General features: G+C 64.4%; 20 protein-coding genes and 2 tRNA genes. 15 read left to right on the top strand and 7 right to left on the bottom strand.

Going from position 1 to position 18,623, the window contains the following annotated elements; all coding sequences use genetic code 11:
• Positions 1–28 precede the first annotated feature (28 nt).
• From NWF24_RS17585 to NWF24_RS17550, 8 genes are all read left to right on the top strand, one after another.
• Positions 29–895 (top strand): hypothetical protein, encoded by an 867-nt coding sequence (locus tag NWF24_RS17585; RefSeq protein WP_258349635.1) that lies wholly within the window; start codon positions 29–31, stop codon positions 893–895.
• Positions 896–897: 2 nt separating this feature from the next.
• Entirely contained in the window at positions 898–1,314 is a 417-nt protein-coding gene (locus NWF24_RS17580) for a hypothetical protein (RefSeq protein WP_258349634.1), read from the top strand.
• A gap of 7 nt (positions 1,315–1,321) precedes the next feature.
• Positions 1,322–1,735 (top strand): hypothetical protein, encoded by a 414-nt coding sequence (locus tag NWF24_RS17575; protein WP_258349633.1) that lies wholly within the window; start codon positions 1,322–1,324, stop codon positions 1,733–1,735.
• On the top strand, positions 1,732–2,052 hold the full coding sequence (locus NWF24_RS17570) for a hypothetical protein (protein WP_258349632.1): 321 nt from the start codon (positions 1,732–1,734) through the stop codon (positions 2,050–2,052). The genes NWF24_RS17575 and NWF24_RS17570 overlap by 4 nt, the downstream gene beginning before the upstream one ends.
• Positions 2,049–2,579 carry a hypothetical protein gene (locus NWF24_RS17565; protein ID WP_258349631.1) on the top strand — a complete coding sequence of 177 codons (531 nt, stop codon included), beginning with the start codon at positions 2,049–2,051 and terminating at the stop codon, positions 2,577–2,579. Before NWF24_RS17570 ends, NWF24_RS17565 begins: the two co-directional genes overlap by 4 nt.
• The gene (locus NWF24_RS17560; RefSeq protein ID WP_258349630.1) at positions 2,579–3,109 is read left to right on the top strand and encodes a hypothetical protein; all 531 of its coding nucleotides are present in this window, start codon (positions 2,579–2,581) and stop codon (positions 3,107–3,109) included. Before NWF24_RS17565 ends, NWF24_RS17560 begins: the two co-directional genes overlap by 1 nt.
• Positions 3,110–3,252: 143 nt before the next feature.
• Positions 3,253–3,570 carry a hypothetical protein gene (locus NWF24_RS17555; RefSeq protein WP_258349629.1) on the top strand — a complete coding sequence of 106 codons (318 nt, stop codon included), beginning with the start codon at positions 3,253–3,255 and terminating at the stop codon, positions 3,568–3,570.
• Positions 3,571–4,118: 548 nt separating this feature from the next.
• Positions 4,119–4,544, top strand: a complete 426-nt coding sequence (locus NWF24_RS17550; protein ID WP_258349628.1) for a hypothetical protein — start codon at positions 4,119–4,121, stop codon at positions 4,542–4,544.
• Here NWF24_RS17550 and NWF24_RS17545 read toward each other — a convergent pair.
• The 6 genes from NWF24_RS17545 to NWF24_RS17520 form a co-directional block, all read right to left on the bottom strand.
• A complete protein-coding gene (locus NWF24_RS17545) occupies positions 4,531–5,769 on the bottom strand; it encodes a tyrosine-type recombinase/integrase (RefSeq protein WP_258349627.1) in 1,239 nt (412 codons plus the stop codon). The genes NWF24_RS17550 and NWF24_RS17545 overlap by 14 nt on opposite strands.
• 174 nt (positions 5,770–5,943) lie before the next feature.
• Positions 5,944–6,020: transfer RNA gene (locus NWF24_RS17540), tRNA-Arg, on the bottom strand.
• 164 nt (positions 6,021–6,184) lie between these two features.
• Positions 6,185–6,261: transfer RNA gene (locus NWF24_RS17535), tRNA-Pro, on the bottom strand.
• A 51-nt stretch (positions 6,262–6,312) separates the two neighbouring features.
• Positions 6,313–7,017, bottom strand: a complete 705-nt coding sequence (locus tag NWF24_RS17530) for a glutathione binding-like protein (protein WP_258349626.1) — start codon at positions 7,015–7,017, stop codon at positions 6,313–6,315.
• A gap of 104 nt (positions 7,018–7,121) precedes the next feature.
• On the bottom strand, positions 7,122–7,394 hold the full coding sequence (locus NWF24_RS17525; RefSeq protein ID WP_375338385.1) for a UBP-type zinc finger domain-containing protein: 273 nt from the start codon (positions 7,392–7,394) through the stop codon (positions 7,122–7,124).
• Positions 7,395–7,437: 43 nt separating this feature from the next.
• A complete protein-coding gene (locus NWF24_RS17520) occupies positions 7,438–9,120 on the bottom strand; it encodes an FAD-dependent oxidoreductase (protein WP_258349625.1) in 1,683 nt (560 codons plus the stop codon).
• A 173-nt stretch (positions 9,121–9,293) separates the two neighbouring features.
• On the opposite strand from NWF24_RS17520, the gene NWF24_RS17515 reads away from it, so the two are divergent.
• The 3 genes from NWF24_RS17515 to NWF24_RS17505 are packed head-to-tail and all read left to right on the top strand — an operon-like array spanning position 9,294 to position 12,980.
• A complete protein-coding gene (locus tag NWF24_RS17515; RefSeq protein WP_093075064.1) occupies positions 9,294–10,181 on the top strand; it encodes a GNAT family N-acetyltransferase in 888 nt (295 codons plus the stop codon).
• Positions 10,178–12,499, top strand: a complete 2,322-nt coding sequence (gene ppk1 / locus NWF24_RS17510) for a polyphosphate kinase 1 (protein WP_375338384.1) — start codon at positions 10,178–10,180, stop codon at positions 12,497–12,499. The genes NWF24_RS17515 and ppk1 overlap by 4 nt, the downstream gene beginning before the upstream one ends.
• 19 nt (positions 12,500–12,518) lie before the next feature.
• Entirely contained in the window at positions 12,519–12,980 is a 462-nt protein-coding gene (locus tag NWF24_RS17505; RefSeq protein WP_176928784.1) for a SixA phosphatase family protein, read from the top strand.
• 17 nt (positions 12,981–12,997) lie between these two features.
• Here NWF24_RS17505 and NWF24_RS17500 read toward each other — a convergent pair whose 3' ends face one another.
• Positions 12,998–14,518 (bottom strand): Ppx/GppA phosphatase family protein, encoded by a 1,521-nt coding sequence (locus NWF24_RS17500; protein WP_258349623.1) that lies wholly within the window; start codon positions 14,516–14,518, stop codon positions 12,998–13,000.
• Between the two features lie 261 nt (positions 14,519–14,779).
• On the opposite strand from NWF24_RS17500, the gene pstS reads away from it, so the two are divergent.
• From pstS to pstB, 4 genes are read left to right on the top strand one after another with little or no spacing between them, the layout of a single operon-like run.
• Positions 14,780–15,814 (top strand): phosphate ABC transporter substrate-binding protein PstS, encoded by a 1,035-nt coding sequence (pstS, locus tag NWF24_RS17495; protein ID WP_093054315.1) that lies wholly within the window; start codon positions 14,780–14,782, stop codon positions 15,812–15,814.
• 30 nt (positions 15,815–15,844) lie between these two features.
• Positions 15,845–16,927, top strand: a complete 1,083-nt coding sequence (gene pstC / locus NWF24_RS17490; RefSeq protein ID WP_093054317.1) for a phosphate ABC transporter permease subunit PstC — start codon at positions 15,845–15,847, stop codon at positions 16,925–16,927.
• Positions 16,924–17,808 carry a phosphate ABC transporter permease PstA gene (pstA, locus tag NWF24_RS17485; RefSeq protein WP_258349622.1) on the top strand — a complete coding sequence of 295 codons (885 nt, stop codon included), beginning with the start codon at positions 16,924–16,926 and terminating at the stop codon, positions 17,806–17,808. The genes pstC and pstA overlap by 4 nt, the downstream gene beginning before the upstream one ends.
• Positions 17,809–17,828: 20 nt before the next feature.
• Entirely contained in the window at positions 17,829–18,608 is a 780-nt protein-coding gene (gene pstB / locus NWF24_RS17480) for a phosphate ABC transporter ATP-binding protein PstB (protein WP_021007056.1), read from the top strand.
• The last annotated feature ends 15 nt before the right edge of the window (positions 18,609–18,623 follow it).

Raw genomic sequence — 18,623 nt, 5'->3', positions numbered from 1 at the left:
GGCCTTTTTCATTTCTGAAAGGCCAACCATGCCAGCACCACCCAACAAAGACGAGATCGTAGGCAGCGGCTCGACCCCCAGTAACGCGACTGCGCGCAGCGGCTTCGCGAAGCTCTGGGAATGCCTGTTCGGCACCAGCGGCTTGCTGGGCGCGAATGGCACAGTCGCAGCGGCGCGCGCGGCGCTGGGATTCGGGACTGCCGGGCCGTTCAGCAATCGCAACTTGGTCAACAACCGCACGCTGACCATCAACACCCGGTCCAAGGCGGGCACCGTGGTGCTGGCGGCCGGGGTGTACGGCCACGACCAGTGGAAGGCCGGCGCGGCCGGCTGTACGTACACGTTCGCCACGGTCGGCATCGACGTTGTCATCACGATCACGTCGGGCTCGCTGGTGCATGTGATCCACGGCCCGAAGGTCGAAGGCGGCGTGTATGTGGCCTCGTGGTCTGGCACCTCGCAGGCGAAGCTGAACGGTGCCGCCTACGCGGCGTCCGGCGTCACCGTGTCGGGCGTGGGGGCCGGTTCGAACCTCCCGATCGAGATGGGCCCCGGCACCTTCACGCGCGTGCAGGTCGAGCAGGGCACGGCAGTGACGACGTTTGATCGGCGGACTCCTGCCATTGAGCTGTTCGAGTGCCAGAAGTACCTCGAGACCGGCAGCGGCGAACTGCAGGCCTACAACACCGCGAGCAACGGCACTGCCGTGCGCATCCCCTTCAAGGCCACGAAGTGGACGACGCCCACCATGACCTACACCATCGCCGCGAACACGAATTGCACCGTGTTCGACGCGCGCACGCCGACGCCTGACGGCGTCACCTGGTACTGCACCCCCACCACGACCGGCACTGTCGCCTGGATCGGTTCCTGGATGGCTTCCTGCGAGCTCTGACCATGTACACCCAACACACCACCTACATCCTGCGCGAGGCCGACAACGCCGAAATCCCCCTGGTCGATGACAACCCCGACTACCAGCGGTTCAAGGAATGGAAGGCCGCCGGCGGCATTCCTGGCACGCCGGCAGCGCCGCCGTTCGAGCGGCGCAAGTCCTTGCTGCTGGCGGAGGTCGACCGGCACCTGAACGCCGCAGCGAACGCCAAGGGCTACGACAGCATCCTGTCGGCCTCGCTGCGCGCGGCGCTACCCAACAGCGCCTTCCACGCCGAGGGCGTCGCCTTCGGGACGTGGATGGACGCGGTCTATGCGAAGTGCTACCTGGTGCTGGCGCAGGTGGAGGCCGGCACCCTCGACGAGCCGACCAAGGACGAGCTGATCGCGCTGCTGCCCGTTCTGCAATTGCCCGAGTGAGGCGCCGATGAATCAGCAACCTCTTGCCGACATCGTCGCCCTAGGTGTCCTGATCGCTGCAGCCGTTTTCTCGCGGGAGGCTGCCGAGGTGATTGGGCCTTATTTGGTCATCGTGGTGGCATCGGCCATCGGTGCTTCGTTCGCGCTTGCGCGACGTGAAAAATCTACCCGAGGTCGGGCCTTGTGGTTCTTCACCCGCGTCGTGGGCTTGGCTGTCATCTTGACCGTCGGCGCTGCGGCTGCCGTCAATGTCTTTCGGCCGGATCTTGCGCCCCGAGTTCTGTTGGCGCCGATTGCACTGCTGATCGGTTTCATCGGGGACGGCTGGCCACGGCTTCTCGCGAAAGCTGTGCAGATGCTGTACGGCCTGATGGATCTAGCCCGTGGTGCCACGCCCGGCAGTGGAAAGGACACGCCATGACCGACCTCTACCTGATGGCCTTGGTCAACGTGGGGCTGTGCGTCGCCATCGTGGTCATCTCGGTGTGCCGTCTCAACACGATGCAGGGCTCCGTCTTGCTGCGCGTTCAGAGCGAGTACGCCGGCTACATCGGCGGGGCCATCGCCTCGGCCGCGCAACCCTGGTGGAACGAGTGGCCGCAATGGGGCTCGCTCGCCATCGCGGCAGCGCTGCTCCTGGGCCTCATCTTCAGCGGCCACGCCTGGCGCAAGGACAAGCCGCCGGCCTCGGCCACCGCGCCAGCGCCGCTTTCCGACTTCCCGGAGATCACCCCATGACCCTCGACGAAATCACCCGCACGGCGATTGACCCTGCGCTAGCGTGGCTCCCCGCCAAGATGAACACCATCGAGGCGCGCGCCGAGCTGCTGACTATCGGCCTGCAGGAGTCCAAGTTCGAGTACCGGTGGCAAGTGCTGAATGATCCGAAGAAGAAGGGGCCGGCGCGGTCGTTCTGGCAGGGCGAGCAGGGCGGCGGCATGGTGACGGGCACCATGACCCACCCGGCCAGCAAGGACCTCGCGCGCGCGGCGTGCACGGCCCACGGCGTGGCCTTCACCGCCTGGGCGATCTGGACGGCCATCGAGAACGATGATGTGCTAGCGGCGATCCTGGCGCGTCTGCTGCTGTGGACTGAGCCTGGTTCGCTGCCGCCCGTGACCGACACCGAGGCCGCATGGCAGCTGTACCTGCGCGCCTGGCGACCTGGCGCCTACGCGCGCGGAACGCCGGCCAAGCGCGCTCAACTTCGCGCCGAGTGGGAAGACCACCACCAGGCCGTCCGCGCCTTCCTGGAGCTGCCGTAATGCTGCCCGACCTCAAAACGCCGTTGCTCTGGGTTCTCGGACTGGGCCTTGTGGCTGCGCTGGCCACGGCCGGTATCGAGCGCACACGCGCTGCCGGTGCGCGTGCTGACCTGGCTTCGGAAAAGGCTGATCGAGCCAAGGACAACACCGCGCGCGCTATGGCCGCGTTGGCCGACCTGCAGCGCGTTCTCGCGCTCGTCGCGAACCATGCCAAAACCCAACAGGAGAACGTCAATGCATTCGAAACACGTCTCAAGGTGCTCGCTGACCGCGGCCGCGCTATTGCTGCTGATCGTGACCGGGTGCGCAAGCAATACGACGACTTCGCCGCCCGTGATCGGGACCAAGCCGCAACCGACCCCGCTGCCTGCCAGCGTGTTGCAGATCGATCCGCAGTCCTCGCAGCCATGGCTGCACGAAGTCGAGAGCTTCTTGAAGGAGGTCGACTCCTTGTTGAAGGGCGAGACAACGAAGTGCAGCTTTTGCTCGACACCGTGAGCAACGATCGCGCGCTGTTCGCGCCGCCGTAGGGCCGTTCATCACTGCCACCGAACTATCCCCCAGCCTTCGGGCCGGGGGATTTTTTCGTTTGGGACCATGCTTCACCATTGGCCTTGGTTCCCACTCGTGCCGGCGGCGACAATTTGGACCCTGCCTGACTGGAGAGAGAAGGATGAGAAAACTTACTGCTGCACTTTTGATTCTTTGCTGCTCATCGACTATGGCCATCGAGATCCGCGGTGCAACCTCTTGCGGCAATTGGGCCAGCAGCAGGCAGAGCTCAAATCCAGCAGCCGGGCCAAATCAGCTCTGGATGCTGGCATACCTCTCGGGCCTGGCCTCCGCGCTTCACAAAGATGGCCTGAAGGGAACCAGCAACGCCTCGATTTTCCTGATCGTCGACGACTACTGTCGCAAGAACCCCTCGGAGTATCTCGACGACGCCGGGAACGAAGTTTTCCGTGAGCTGCTGAAGAAAAACAATCTCTGACAGCCGCGCCGGCAGGCGAACTCGCGGGGGGCGCCGCTACTACTCCTTCAATGGATTACAACTGTCCCTTCGGCAAGCGTCTGATACGCGTACTCAGAGCCCGCTTCGATTGACGCCAGCTTCGTGCTGCAGGTGCCTGGCACTCTGTGCCTGAAGACAGGGACATGAACGGACCGCTCCCCGTATTCCATATCCTGCTCGAACTCCACCCAGGACCACCATGCACCACCACGCTGACCGGTAGTGATGACGACGAAGTAGCCCTCGAGTTCGAATGAGCCGCCTAGCTCTAGATAGGACATGCCGGTGCCCCTCTGTTGAGATAGCTGTCATGTTCCTCAGTGGCCGTCGGTGGCGCAACTGGCAGAAAGATCAGGTGACGCGTGAGCGAGAGAACTGGCGGCAATCGCTGACGAACGTGGCGCCGCCGGCACCATCTGCGAGCGGCATGCAGACGCCTTGATGCAAGAACGGATGCAGTAGATCTGAGGATTCCACTCCAGTGCGATCTCAGGCATATTGGCTGCCTCTTGGAGGAGTTGCGCATCATGGCGAATAGTTCGAATGTGCTGACCTTTGCCTTTGGGCTTCTGATCGTCGTAGTCCTAATATTCGCGGCGATTGGATATTCCTTCTACCTGGAGAGGGGCGGTCCACCGGATCATTCGACACGGCAGTTGCACTTCGCAGCCGTGACCTTGACTGGGCTCGGCATGCTATTCGCGCTCTCAATGGCCATGTACTACTGGGGCCAGAGTGGCGCCGATAAAGCCGGCAAAGAGATCTTCGACGGATGTAAGACTGTCATCCCGCCCATCATCACGTTGATCCTGGGCTATTACTTCGGCAGCAAGGACGGGGCAAACGGGGGCACGCGGCTGCCGCCTGCAGCGCCCCCAGCAACTACCTCTCCGTCGTCTGCCCCAGAAGCCGACCGCGTTGCCGCAGTCGGGGTAGCCGCTAAGCCGCCTTGAAGGCGATGATCTTCGCACCCTGGCGCAGTTCATCGAGGTGATCGGCCCAGAGTTGCATCATCTTCCGACGTTTCACGACAAACTCTGCGCGATCGTAGGCGGCACCCAACGGCCCGCTCTTGCCGTGCGCGAGCTGCGCCTCGATCACCTCTGCCTCAACGTCCATCTGCTCGACCATGATCGTGCGCGCCATCGCGCGGAAGCCGTGAGCTGTCATCTCGGTGTTGTCGAAGCCCATGCGGCGCAGCGCGGTGTTCACGGTGTTGTCACTCATCGGGCGCTCGCCGGTCAGCAGGCTCGGGAACACGTACTGACCGTGGCCCGTGAGCGGCTTGAGGTCTTCCAGGATCGCGACGGCCTGCATGGGCAGAGGCACCAGGTGCGGCCGGCCGTTGATCTTGGCGGTCTTCGTGCGCTTCATGTCCGCTGCAGGGATTGTCCACAACGCTTTATCGAGGTCGACGTTCGCCCAACGCATCTGCCGGATGTTGCCGGGCCGCTGGAAGAGTAGGGCGGAGAGGTGCAGCGCTGCGCGCGTGGCGGGCTGGCCGGCGTAGGCAGAGATCGCGCGCATCAGTTCGCCGGCTTTCACCGGCTCCAGTACCGCGGCCATGTGCTTGACCTGCACCGGCACCAGCGCGCCCTGCAGGTCGGGTGCTGGGTTGCTGGTGCACCGGCCGGTGGCAATGCCATGGCGAAAGACCTGGCCCGACCACTGGCGCAGCGTGTGCGCGGTCTCGTGCGCGCCGCGGGCCTCCACGCGGCGCAGGACCTGCAGCAGCATGGGGGCCGTGATGATGGACAGGGGCAGACTGCCGAGCCAGGGGAAGGCATCCTTCTCCATGATCGAGATCCAGCGCTCGGCGTAGCGCGGGCTCCATGACGAACTCTTGGTCTTGTGATATTCGCGCGCCACAGCTTCAAAGCTGGCGTCGGTATCGACCTTGCGTTCAAGCTTTTCGAGCTGTCGGCGCTGTGCGGGATCGATGCCTTGCTGCTGGATCTTGCGTGCGTCGTCACGGCCGGTGCGTGCAGCTTTGAGCGTCACTGCGGGGTAGCTGCCCAGCGCGAGACGCTTTTCCTTGCCGTCGAAGCGGTACTTCCAGAACCAACGCCTCGAGCCGCCCGGCTCGATTTGCAGGTAGAGGCCTCCGGAGTCGGCGAGGCGCAACCGCAGCTTATCGGCGGGGCAAATGGTCTTCTTGCAGGCGGTGTCGGTAAGCATGGGGGAACAAATTCGACGACAGGGGTCGAAACTGTACCCGTTCCCCCGTTTGTTCCCCCAAGATTGATGAATCTCACCGGTTCATCGTGGTTGCTCGTGGAGCAAAAGGAAGGGCTTCTGCAGAGGGATAGTGGGTGCTCGTGGAGCCTTGTGGGGCTTCGTGGAGGACTGGATTGGCCTGCCCGGAGGGGATCGAACCCCCGACAACCTGCTTAGAAGGCAGGTGCTCTATCCAACTGAGCTACGGGCAGATTTCAGGCTGGAGAGAAGCCAAGAAAATCAATGACTTAGGAGCTTTTTCTCTTAAGCAGCAGCGGCGGATTCTACCGAGTTCCACACCTCGGCTCGCTGCACTCCACGATCCAAAACGAAAAATGCACACAGCCCGCTGGTGACTGTGTGCATTTCATTTTTATGGTCGGGGCGAAAGGATTCGAACCTTCGACCCTCTGGTCCCAAACCAGATGCGCTACCAGGCTGCGCTACACCCCGACAAGCCTTCTATTCTAGCCCGGATATTGGCCGGTTTCCGAAGTTTCTCAGTCAGCGTTTCTCGTACTGCGTTTTGCCGAAAAGAATCTCGCGTTCTTTATCGCCGGTGATCGGCTGGCGCAGATCGGCCAGCACCTTCACGCCGCGCTGCACGGCCGGACGTGCAGCGATGCCGTCGAACCAGTCCTTCAGGCGCGGAAAGTCGGTGAGGGTGATGCCCTGGTTTTCCCAGCTGCGCAGCCACGGGAAGATGGCGATATCGGCAATCGAATAGCTCTTGCCGGCAATGAACTTGTTCTTCGACAACTGCTTGTCGATCACGCCGTAGAGGCGCTTGGCCTCGTTGCTGTACCGGTCGATCGCATAGGCGACCTTCTCGGGCGCGTACAGGCGGAAGTGATGCGCCTGACCGAGCATCGGGCCGACGCCACCCATCTGGAACATGAGCCACTGCAGCACGTCGTAGCGCTCACGGTCGCCGGTGGGCAGAAACTTGCCGGTCTTGCCCGCGAGGTAGACGAGGATGGCGCCTGACTCGAAGAGCGAGATCGGCTTGCCGTCCGGACCGTCGGGGTCGATGATGGCGGGGATCTTGTTGTTGGGGCTGATCTGCAGGAAGTCGGGCGCGAACTGGTCGCCCTTACCGATGTTCACGGGGTGCGCGTGGTAGGGCAGGCCGCACTCCTCCAGCATGATGTGAACCTTGTGGCCGTTCGGCGTGGGCCACGAATAGACCTCGATGGGCGATGCAGGCATGTTGTCTGGCACTCCTGTGGATGTGATGCGAGCCCGGCAGCTTATACGTGCGAGTTCAAACGCGTGCAGGCGCGGGAATTCGCAGCAATCTGCTCGGCGGGACCTCAGCCGACCTGCTTCTCGTGCACGTTGCACCACATCCAGTCTTCGCCAGGCTCGAGCGACTGGATGACGGGGTGGCCTTCGGCGTGCGAATGCCTTGTTGCATGACGGTTCTTCGACGAATCGCAGCAGCCCACATGGCCGCAGTGCACGCACAGGCGAAGGTGGACCCAGGTGTCGCCGGTCTTCAGGCAGTCTTCGCAGCCGCGTTGGCCGTGCTGGTCATGGGGCTGCGCGATCTCGGCGGGCACGTGGTCGCAGGGTTTGATGGGCAACGTGGGGCTCCTTTGTCTTGACGATGGATTGATTGAGCGCGCCTCAGGCTACCGCCGAGGCCTGCGACAGGTGCTGATGAATCAGCGCGACCGCGGCCGCTCCTTCACCAATGGCCCCGCCCACACGCTTGACCGAGCCCGAGCGCACATCGCCCACGGCGAACACGCCCGATACGCTCGATTCGAGCGCCGTGGACGGCCGCGCCGGAAAGCCGCTGCTGGCTGCGGCGCCGGTCAGCACGAAGCCGTGCTTGTCGACCGCCACGCCGCAGCCGTCGAGCCATGAAGTCTCAGGCTCCGCACCCACGAACAGGAAGATGTTGCGCGCCGCGCAGTCGTGTTCGTTGCCTGAGGTGTGACAGCGCCATGTCGCGCCGGTGAGGCCTTCGTCCGAGCCGCCATGCAGGCGCACGAGCTCGGTGTGCGGCTGCAGCGAGATGTTCGGTGTGGCCTCGATGCGGTCGATCAGGTAGCGCGACATGCTGGCCGCCAGCGACGGCCCGCGCACCAGCACGTTGACCTTGGCCGCGTGGCGCGACAGGAACACAGCGGCCTGGCCGGCCGAGTTGCCGCCGCCGACCAGCGCCACTTCTTGCTGCGAGCAGATCTTCGCCTCGATGGCCGACGCCCAGTACCAGACACCGCGGCCTTCGAATTCGGCGAGGCGTGGAACATCGGGGCGGCGGTAGCGTGCGCCGCTGGCGATGACCACCGTGCGCGCGTGGATCGTGCGGCCGTCGGCCAGCGCAATGGCCAGGCTTTCGAGCGGGTTTTCGCGCGAGCAGTCGAGTGACACGACCTTGGCCGGAATCAGCATCTCGACACCGAACTTCTGCGCCTGCACGAATGCGCGCCCCGCGAGCGCCTGCCCCGAAATGCCGGTCGGAAAGCCCAGATAGTTTTCAATGCGCGCGCTGGCGCCGGCTTGGCCGCCGAAGGCGCGGCAGTCGAGCACGATCACGCGCAGGCCTTCCGAGGCAGCGTAGACCGCAGTTGCCAAGCCGGCCGGCCCGGCGCCGACAACGGCCACGTCGAACAGCTCGTTGCGCTCGGCGGTGTCGACCATGCCGAGGCAGCGCGCCAGCGCCTCGTCGGCCGGGTTGACCAGCACCGAGCCGTCGGGGCACACGGCCAGCAGTTTGCTGGCGCCGTACTGCGCGAGCAACGCAGCCGCATCGGGGTCTTCGGCGGCGTCGACCAAGTGATATGGATAGCCGTTGCGGCGAAGGAAGTTTTCCAGCCGCGCCATGTCGGGCGACTGCGGCTGGCCGATCAGCACCGGGCCGCTGGCGCCGGACTCGATCAGCGCCACGCGCCGCAAGATCAGCGCGCGGGTGATGCGCTCGCCCAAGTCGGCTTCGGCCACCAGTAGCGCGCGCAGTTGCGCGGGTGATACGAGCAGCGCTTCGACGTCTTCGTCGGCGTGGCCGTCGACCAGGGCAGGGCGGCCGCTCAGCTGGCCGACTTCGGCCAGGAATTCGCCTGGACCCTGCCGCACGATCGGCACCACATGGCCGAGGCCGTCGCGTTGCGTGACAGCGACAACGCCTTTCAGCAGCACGAACATGCCAGGGCCGGTTTCGCCTGCTGTAAATAGCCTGGTGCCCCGTGCGAACTGCTGAACGCTGCCAAAGCGTGCAATGCGCGCAATCTCGGTGTCACTGAGGACTGGAAAAGTCTGGTGAAGGCGGCTGCTGTCGGTGCCGGTTGCGTTGGTGGTGGCCATGGGTGGAAGCTCCATTTCGCGAATCCACCGCATTAGACGACGAAGCGGCGCCAAGCGGTTTGCAGGCGTTTCACGGGCGGCTTTGGGCTGTAACAACGTCACGTGCCTGCAATGTTCCTGACATGCCCGCTTCATCGCAGGTGCGGAGACTCCCTCGGCAGAAAGGGTTCCCCATGAAAGAACTGCCCAACCCGACGTTTCCGCTTTCGCAGATCGGGCTGCGCGCGGCCTTGTGGCCCGCTCCTGCAACCGGTGTGTCTACCGTTGTTGCTGCTGCCCGTACATCGGTGCCCCAGGCGCCCGCTGTCATCCTGCCGCCGGCCGTCGAGTCCAAGCAAGGCATCACCGTGGGCTGGGCCCGCCACCTTGACGATGTGCGTGCCGCCCAACGCCTTCGCTACGACGTGTTCGTCGGCGAAATGGGCGCCCGGGTTTCGTCACCGCTGGCCGGCCACGACATCGACCTGTTCGACGACTTCTGCGAGCACCTGCTCGTGCGCGACGAACTGACCCAGCAGGTCATCGGCACCTATCGCGTACTCACGCCTGCCCAGGCCCGCCGCGTCGGCAGCACCTACAGCGATACTGAATTCGACCTCACCCGCCTGCGCGACCTGCGCGAGCGCATGGTCGAGCTGGGCCGCAGCTGCGTGCATCCCGACCACCGCCAGGGCGGCGTGATCCTCGCACTCTGGGGTGCGCTGGCTGGCTTCATGCACCGCAACAAGCTGGACACGATGATCGGTTGCGCAAGTATTCCGATGTCACACAACGGTGTCACGAACGGCGACGCCGCAGCCAGCATCTGGCGCCAGGTGTCGGCCAAGCACATGGCACCGATCCAGTATCAGGTGCAACCCCGCCTGCCCTTGCCAGTCGAGCGACTCGACAGCACGCTCGACGTGGAGCCGCCGGCGCTCATCAAGGGCTACCTGCGCCTGGGCGCAAAGGTGCTTGGGGCGCCCGCCTGGGATCCGGATTTCAACGCCGCCGACCTGCCGATGCTGATGCGCATCGACGATCTGCCGGCGCGCTACCGCAAGCACTTTCTGGGCGCATGAAGCCGGCGGCCGACCGGCCCGAAGCCGGGCCGCCCGCTTCTACGCTTGGCGCTGCCAGCCAGCATGCGACTGGCTCAGAGGCGTCACGAGATAGTCATGGAACTGTCACAAGAGGGGCTGACACTGTCATATTTCAGCCTACGTGTTCTCCTGTGCCGCTTGCTCCAGAATCAGTGCCCATGTCACCCGCCTCCGCAGATCCGTCGCTCGACGTTGCGGCACCAACGTTCACATTGCTGGACCGCGACCACAGCATTCTTTCGTTCAACGAGCGTGTGCTCGACTGGGCGCATCGCAAAGAGGTGCCGCTGATCGAGCGGTTGCGCTATCTGTGCATCGTTTCGTCGAACCTCGATGAATTCTTCGAGGTCCGCGCCGCGCCGCACCTGATCGCGGGCAGCGCTGGGGACCACAAGGGCACTTACACGGTCGAGTCGTTCGAACGGCTGGCCGAGGCGGCCCACAAGCTCGTGGCGCGCCAGTACGCGCTGTACAACGACGAGCTGATGCCGACTTTTGCGACGCACGGCATCCGCATCATTTCGCATGGCGAGCGCAATCCGGCGCAGCGCAAGTGGGTCAGCGAGTATTTCGAGCGCGAAGTGCGCCCGCTGCTGATTCCGGTCGGGCTCGACCCGGCGCATCCGTTCCCGCAGGTGGCCAACAAGTCGCTCAACTTCATCGTGAGGCTGGGGGGCAAGGACGCCTTCGGCCGCGAAAACCCGATCCAGATCGTCAAGCTGCCGCGCGTGCTGCCGCGCCTGATCAAGATGCCGGCCAAGGTGTCGGATGGCAAGACGCTGTTCGTGGCGCTGTCGAGCGTGGTGCGCGCGCATCTCGCGAGCATGTTCCCGGGGCGCGAGGTGGGCGATTTCTCGCAGTTCCGCGTCACCCGGCATTCCGACCTCGCGGTGGACGAGGAAGACGTCAAGAACCTGCGCACCGCGTTGCGCCAGGGGCTGCAGCACAGGCACTATGGCCAGGCCGTGCGGCTGGAAGTGTCCGCGAGCTGCGCCGAGTCTCTTGCGAGTTTCCTGCTGGCGCAGTTCAACCTGCCGCCCGAGGCGCTGTACCGCGTGCATGGCCCGGTCAACCTGGCCCGGCTCACGCAACTGGCCGACCTGCTCGACGAGCCGCAACTGCGCTTTCCGCCGTATCCGGCTTCCTACCCCGTCGCGCTGTCGCCCGGGCAGTCGTTCTTCGAGCAGCTGCAGCGCGGCGATGTGCTGATTCACCAGCCCTTCGAAAGCTTCGAGGGCGTGCTGGCCTTCCTGCGCGAAGCGGTGCTCGACCCGCAGGTGCTGGCGATCAAGCAGACCATCTACCGCACCGGTGCCGATTCGGAAATGATGGACCTGCTGCGCGAAGCCGTACGCCGTGGCAAGGAAGTCACAGTGGTGGTGGAGCTGAAGGCGCGCTTCGACGAAGAGGCCAACATCAACTGGGCCGAGATGCTTGAATCGATCGGCGCGCAGGTGGTGTACGGCGTGGTCGGCCTGAAGACCCACGCCAAGATGCTGCTGGTGACGCGGCGCGAGGGCAAGCAATTGCGCCGCTACGGCCATCTGTCCACGGGTAACTACAACCCGCGCACCGCCAGGCTCTACACCGACATCAGCCACCTCACGGCCGATCCGATGCTGACTGCCGATATGGAGGCCGTGTTCGTGCATCTGGCGAGCCAGAGCCGCTTGCCCAAGCTCAACCGCATGTGGCTGGCGCCGTTCGACCTGCACAAGAACATCGTGGCGCAGATCGATGCGCTGGGTTTGGCCGCGGCGGCCGGCCACTCGACGCGCATCGTCGCCAAGATGAATGCGCTGACCGACGACGAAATCATCGCCTCGCTGGTCCGCGCGGGACAGAAGGGCGTGAAGATCGATCTGATCGTGCGCGGCGCCTGCACGCTGCCCGCACAGGTGCCAGGTCTCACCGACAACATCCGCGTGCGCTCAGTGATCGGCCGCTTCCTCGAGCATTCGCGGGTCTTCTATTTCCGCAATGGCGAGGACGAATCGCTGTACCTGTCGAGCGCCGACTGGATGAACCGCAACATGATGCGGCGCATCGAGCTTGCGTGGCCCGTGACCGATCCAGGACTGCGCCAGCGGCTGATCGACGAGTGCCTGGTGGCCTACCTGCACGACGGACGCGACGCCTGGGATCTGGGCGCGGACGGCATCTACACGCGCGTCGATCACGATACGCATTCGGGCGAAGCGGGCGCATCGCCCGTCGTCGAGGCCCACGGTGCGCAAGCCGCGCTCATGAACCGCTACGCATCCAGAGGGCATCTCAGAGATGCATCCAGCAACTGACGATCGAAAGACGATGACCATGGACTTGATCTTCTGGCGTCATGCCGAAGCCGAGGACTGGACCGAGGGTTGCGACGACATGCAGCGCTCCCTCACCGCGCGCGGCGAAAAGCAGGCCAAGCGGATGGCCACTTGGCTGGACCGTCAGCTGCCGGACGGCACGCGCATCATCTGCAGCCCCGCGCGGCGTTGCGAACAGACTGCGCTGGCGCTGGGCCGCAAGTACAAGCTGCGCTCGGAGCTCGCGCCCGACACAACGGCAGAGGCGCTGCTCGGCGCGGCTGGCTGGCCCAACGGCAAGTCGGTGGTGCTGATGATTGGCCATCAGCCATCGGTGGGGCAGGCTATCTCCCTGCTCCTGGGCCTCAAGCAGGACAGCTGCCCGGTGCGCAAGGGTGCGCTGTGGTGGATTCGCACGCGCGAGCGCGACGGCGACGTGCAGACCGTCGTGGTGACGGTGCAGTCGCCGGAACTGCTCTAACTAAGTACCGAGGCTGCTCAGCAGCCGCTGAGCTCGACGCGCCAGCTGCTGGTCTTCTGCCAGGCCAGCACTTCTTCACGCAGCAGGTGTGCCGATTGTGGGAATGCCTCGGCCCAGTCTGGCGCGCAGGCAATGGTGAAAGCCCGTGCGCCCAACGCTGCGAGGTGCAGTGCCTGCGGGTCGGGGTCGCGGCGCGCGTGGCACAGGATCACCGCGAGCCGAAGAGACAGCAACTGCATCACGAAGGTTTCATCGTCCAGTGCTGCTTCGAGCTTGCGCAGCTTGCCACGCTGGCCCAGCACCAACTGGCCGAGCGCATGCATTTCGTTCACCGCGAAGCCGGGCGCGTCGGTGTTGTCGAGGATGTAGGCGCCGTGCTTGTGGTAGTCGCTGTGCGATATCAACGTGCCGATTTCGTGCAACTGCGCTGCCCAACCCAGCTTGCGCAAGGCCCGGCCGGCCCGGCTCGACGTACTGCCGCCACGCGCGGCGGGGGAGAGCTGCACGAACAGCGCAGCGGCCGTTTCGCCCACTCGCTTGGCCTGGGCCGTGTCGACGGTGAAGCGATTGGCCAGCCGCGCCACCGTGGCGGTGCGCATGTCGGCCACGCTTTCGTCGCGTTCCAGCAACTCATAGAGTACGCCGTGGCGCAGAGCGCCCTGGGCGACTTTCATTTCCTGGATGCCGAGCAGGTCGAACACCGCGCGCAGCACGCTCACACCGCCGCCGATGACGGCCTTGCGGTCTTCCCGCATGCCGTCGATGCGCAGCTTGTCGGCGCTACCGGCCTTGAGCAGGCGGTCGAGCAGCCAGTCGAGGCCTTCACGCGTGACGAGGCCGGACTCGCCACCCGCCGCAGCCAGCACGTCGCCGACGGCGCCGATGGTGCCGGAGGCTCCGTAGGCCACGTCCCACTGGTCGCGGGTGTATGTGGCGAGGGCGTCGTCGAGCACGGCCTTGGCGGCCACTTCAGCGGCGCGGAAGGCGCTGGCGGTGAACAGGCCTTCGCCGAAGTGCTTCATCGACCAGGCGACGCTGCCGACCCGGTACGACTCCATGCGGTCGGCCTCGAGGGCGTGGCCGATGATCATTTCGGTGGAGCGCCCGCCGATGTCGACTACCAGCCGGCGCTCGCTGTCGGAGGCGTCGGTGTGCGGCAGCATGTGCGCTACGCCCTGATATATGAGGCGGGCCTCTTCCCGGCCCGGGATCACGTCGATGCCGAAGCCCAGAATGGTGCGTGCGCGCAGCAGGAATTCTTCACGGTTGCGCGCTTCACGCAGCGTTTGCGTGGCCACGGCCCGCACCTGCGAACGCTTGAAGCCGGCCAAGCGCTCACCGAAGCGCGCGAGCGCGTCCCAGCCGCGCTGCATGGCCTCGGCCGTGAGGTTGCGCGCGCTGTCCAGGCCGTTGCCCTGGCGAACCGTCTCCTTGAGATATTCAGTGCGGTGGATCTGGCCGTGGTCGACCTGTCCGATTTCAAGCCTGAAGCTGTTCGAGCCCAGGTCGACTGCTGCGAGGCGGGTGCCGTTTTGCATGTGGTTCTGAAGAAGAAGGCGGGTGTCTTTGTGTTTGATCGTAGCGCCGTGACAGGGCGCGCCACCTCTCGGATCGCGCAATGGCGAGGTTTGGAAGGCTAGGCGCGGCGCATGACGGTTATGTGACAGCGTCACACGAACCACCGGGGGAATAAAGGCATTTTCCCTCGACAGAGGGGTGTCACACCGATGTCACACAAGCTTTTTAGAGTCCGTCCAAGCCCGAAAAAGGGACTACTTCTTACTTCTAAAGGAAGCTTCATGAAAACGACGTTCAAATTTGCAACAGCCGGCCTGGTGGCCGCGGTGTTCTCCATTCCCGCCTTCGCACAAGACGTGACCGGCGCTGGCGCCAGCTTCCCGGCGCCGCTGTACGCCAAGTGGGCCTCCGACTTCAACAAGGCCACCGGCGTCAAGATCAACTACCAGTCGGTTGGCTCGGGCGCCGGCATCAAGCAGATCGAAGCCAAGACCGTCGACTTCGGCGCATCGGACGCCCCCCTGAAGGACGACGAACTGCAGGCCAAGGGCCTGATGCAGTTCCCCACCGTCATCGGTGGCGTGATCCCCGTGGTCAACATCCAGGGCATCAAGCCCGGCGAGCTGAAGCTCAACGGCCAGGTTCTGGGCGACATCTACCTTGGCAAGATCACCAAGTGGAACGACCCCGCCATCAAGGCGCTGAACGGTTCGCTGGCCCTGCCTGACGCCGCCATCGCCCCGGTTCGCCGCGCCGACGGCTCGGGCACCAGCTTCCTGTTCACCAACTACCTGAGCAAGGTCAACGCCGAGTGGAAGACCAAGGTCGGTGAAGGCACGGCCGTGAACTGGCCCACCGGCGCGGGTGGCAAGGGCAACGAAGGCGTCGCCGCTTTCGTGAACCGCCTGCCCAACTCGATCGGCTACGTCGAATACGCCTACGTCAAGCAGAACAAGATGACGTACGCCCAGCTGCAGAACGCCGCCGGCACCTTCGTGTCGCCCGACGACTCGGCATTCAAGGCCGCTGCTGCTGGTGCTGAATGGAGCAAGAGCTTCTACCAGGTGCTGACCAACCAGGCCGGCAAGGACGCATGGCCCATCACTGGCGCCACCTTCATCCTGATGCACAAGGTGCAGGACAAGCCCGCCAACGCGACCACCGTGCTCAAGTTCTTCGACTGGGCCTACAAGAGCGGCGACAAGACGGCCGACGATCTCGACTATGTGCCGATGCCTGACGCCGTGAAGGCCACCATCGCCAAGGCATGGGGTGATGTGAAGGACGCGTCGGGCAAGGCCGTCGCGTTCAAGTAAATCCACCCATCAGTCCAGGACGGCGCGCCCATGAGCAATTCTTCGCTCCAGGACGCGCCGCTTTCGTCTTTGCCGGAGCGACCCGTGTCATCCACCTTTCCCGCCGCCACCACCTCTCTCGACCTCGCGGCCGAGCGCGGTCGTGCTACTGCACCCCCGCCGCCCGTGAAAGCTCCGCGCTCCGGCCCGATGGCCGACCGGCTGTTCGGCTGGGCCGCCAAGGGCGCCGCGCTGCTGACGCTCGCGATGCTCATCGGCATCCTGTTGTCGCTGGTTGTCGGCGCCTGGCCCGCCATTTCGAAGTACGGCCTCGGCTTTCTCACGAGCAGCGTGTGGGATCCGGTCAAGGAGGAGTACGGCGGCCTGGTCATGATCTACGGCACGCTGGCCACCTCGATCATCGCGCTGGTGATCGCGGTGCCGGTGAGCTTCGGCATTGCGCTCTTCCTGACGGAACTCTCGCCCAACTGGCTCAAGCGCCCGCTGGGCACGGCCATTGAACTGCTGGCGGCGGTGCCTTCCATCGTCTACGGCATGTGGGGCCTGCTGGTGTTCGGCCCGATTCTTTCCACCTGGGTGCAGCAGCCGCTGCAGAAGCTGCTCAGCGGCGTGCCGTACCTCGGTGCGCTGGTGTCCGGCCCACCAGTGGGTATCGGTATCCTGTCCGCCGGCATCATCCTCGCGATCATGATCATTCCGTTCATCGCTTCGGTAATGCGCGACGTGTTCGAAGTGACGCCGCCGCTGCTGAAAGAGTCGGCCTACGGCCTCGGCTCCACCACCTGGGAAGTCGTTTCCAAGGTGGTGCTGCCTTACACCAAGGCCGGCGTGATCGGCGGCATCATGCTCGGCCTCGGCCGGGCGCTGGGTGAAACGATGGCGGTCACGTTCGTGATCGGCAACATGAACCAGCTCAACTCCCTTTCCGTGTTCGAGGCTGCCAACAGCATCACCTCGGCACTCGCCAACGAATTCGCCGAAGCCGGCGCGGGCCTGCATCAGGCCGCGCTGATGTACCTCGGCCTCGTGCTGTTCTTCATCACCTTCGTCGTGCTGTCGCTCTCCAAGATGCTGCTGGCCAAGATGAAGAAGAGCGAAGGAACCAAATCGTGAGCACCGCTCAGAATCTTCTCGCGGCCAAGGCATTGGCCGAAACGCGCCAGGCCAAGTTTGCCTCGCGCAACCGCGTCAACAAGATCGCGCTCACGCTGTCGCTCGCCGCGATGGCCTTCGGCGTGTTCTGGCTGGTCTGGATCCTTTGGGAAACGCTGCGTCAGGGCGTGGGCGGCCTCGCCCTCGCCACCTTCACCGAAATGACGCCGCCGCCAAACGAGGCAGGCGGTATCGCGAATGCGATCTTCGGCTCGTTCGTGATGGTGGCGTTGGCCACCTTCGTGGGTACGCCCATCGGCATCATGGCCGGCATCTATCTGGCCGAATACAACCCCAAGGGCTGGCTCGCCTCGGTCACGCGCTTCGTCAACGACATCCTGCTGTCGGCGCCGTCGATCGTGATCGGCCTGTTCGTGTATGCCGTGGTGGTGGCCTATTTCAAGACCTTCTCGGGTCTGGCCGGTGCGATCGCCTTGGCGCTGATCGTGATTCCGGTGGTGATCCGCACCACCGAGAACATGCTGCAGCTGGTGCCACCGGGCCTGCGCGAAGCGGCCTACGCGCTGGGCACGCCGAAGTGGAAGGTCATCCTCAGCATCACGCTGCGCGCTGCCCGCGCTGGCGTGGTCACCGGTGTGCTGCTGGCCGTGGCGCGCATTGCCGGCGAAACCGCGCCGCTGCTCTTCACTGCGCTGAACAACCAGTTCTGGACCGCCGACGTGAGCCAGCCAATGGCCAGCCTGCCGGTCACGATCTTCAAGTTCGCGATGAGCCCTTACGAGAACTGGCAACAGCTGGCATGGGCCGGCGTGTTCCTGATCACCATTGCCGTGCTCGCCCTCAACATCCTGGCGCGGGTCCTGACGCGCAACAAACACTGAACCCAGCAGAAGAAGACAACATGCCAAATACCGTTGCACAACCGTCGCGCTCGAAAATCTCGGTCAAGGACCTGAATTTCTACTACGGCAAGTTCCACGCGCTCAAGGGCATCAACCTCGAGATTCCCGAGAACAAGGTCACGGCTTTCATCGGCCCGTCGGGCTGCGGCAAGTCGACCCTGCTGCGCACCTTCAACCGCATGTTCGAGCTCTATCCAGAGCAGCGCGCCGAAGGCACCATCGCCCTCGACGGCGAAAACCTGCTCACGTCGAAGCAAGACGTGGCGCTGATTCGCGCCAAGGTCGGCATGGTGTTCCAGAAGCCCACGCCGTTCCCGATGTCGATCTACGACAACATCGCCTTCGGCGTGAAGCTGTTCGAGAACCTCTCGGCCAGCGAAATGGACGACCGCGTCGAGTGGGCCCTGAAGAAGGCTGCTCTGTGGACCGAAGTGCGCGACAAGCTGCAGCAAAGCGGCTCGGGCCTGTCCGGCGGCCAGCAGCAGCGCCTGTGCATTGCGCGCGGCATCGCGATCAAGCCTGAAGTGCTGCTGCTGGACGAACCCTGCTCGGCGCTCGACCCGATCTCGACCGCGAAGATCGAGGAACTGATCGCCGAACTCAAGAATGAGTACACGGTGGTCATCGTGACGCATAACATGCAGCAGGCCGCCCGCTGCAGCGACTACACCGCCTACATGTACCTCGGCGATCTGATCGAGTTCGGCGCCACCGAGCAGATGTTCTTCAAGCCGCAGCGCAAGGAGACCGAGGACTACATCACCGGCCGCTTCGGTTGAAGTCAAAGGAGACAA

Source organism: Variovorax paradoxus (assembly GCF_024734665.1).
Taxonomy (GTDB): Bacteria; Pseudomonadota; Gammaproteobacteria; order Burkholderiales; family Burkholderiaceae_C; genus Variovorax.
This window is presented reverse-complemented; position numbering and strand designations above follow the sequence as displayed.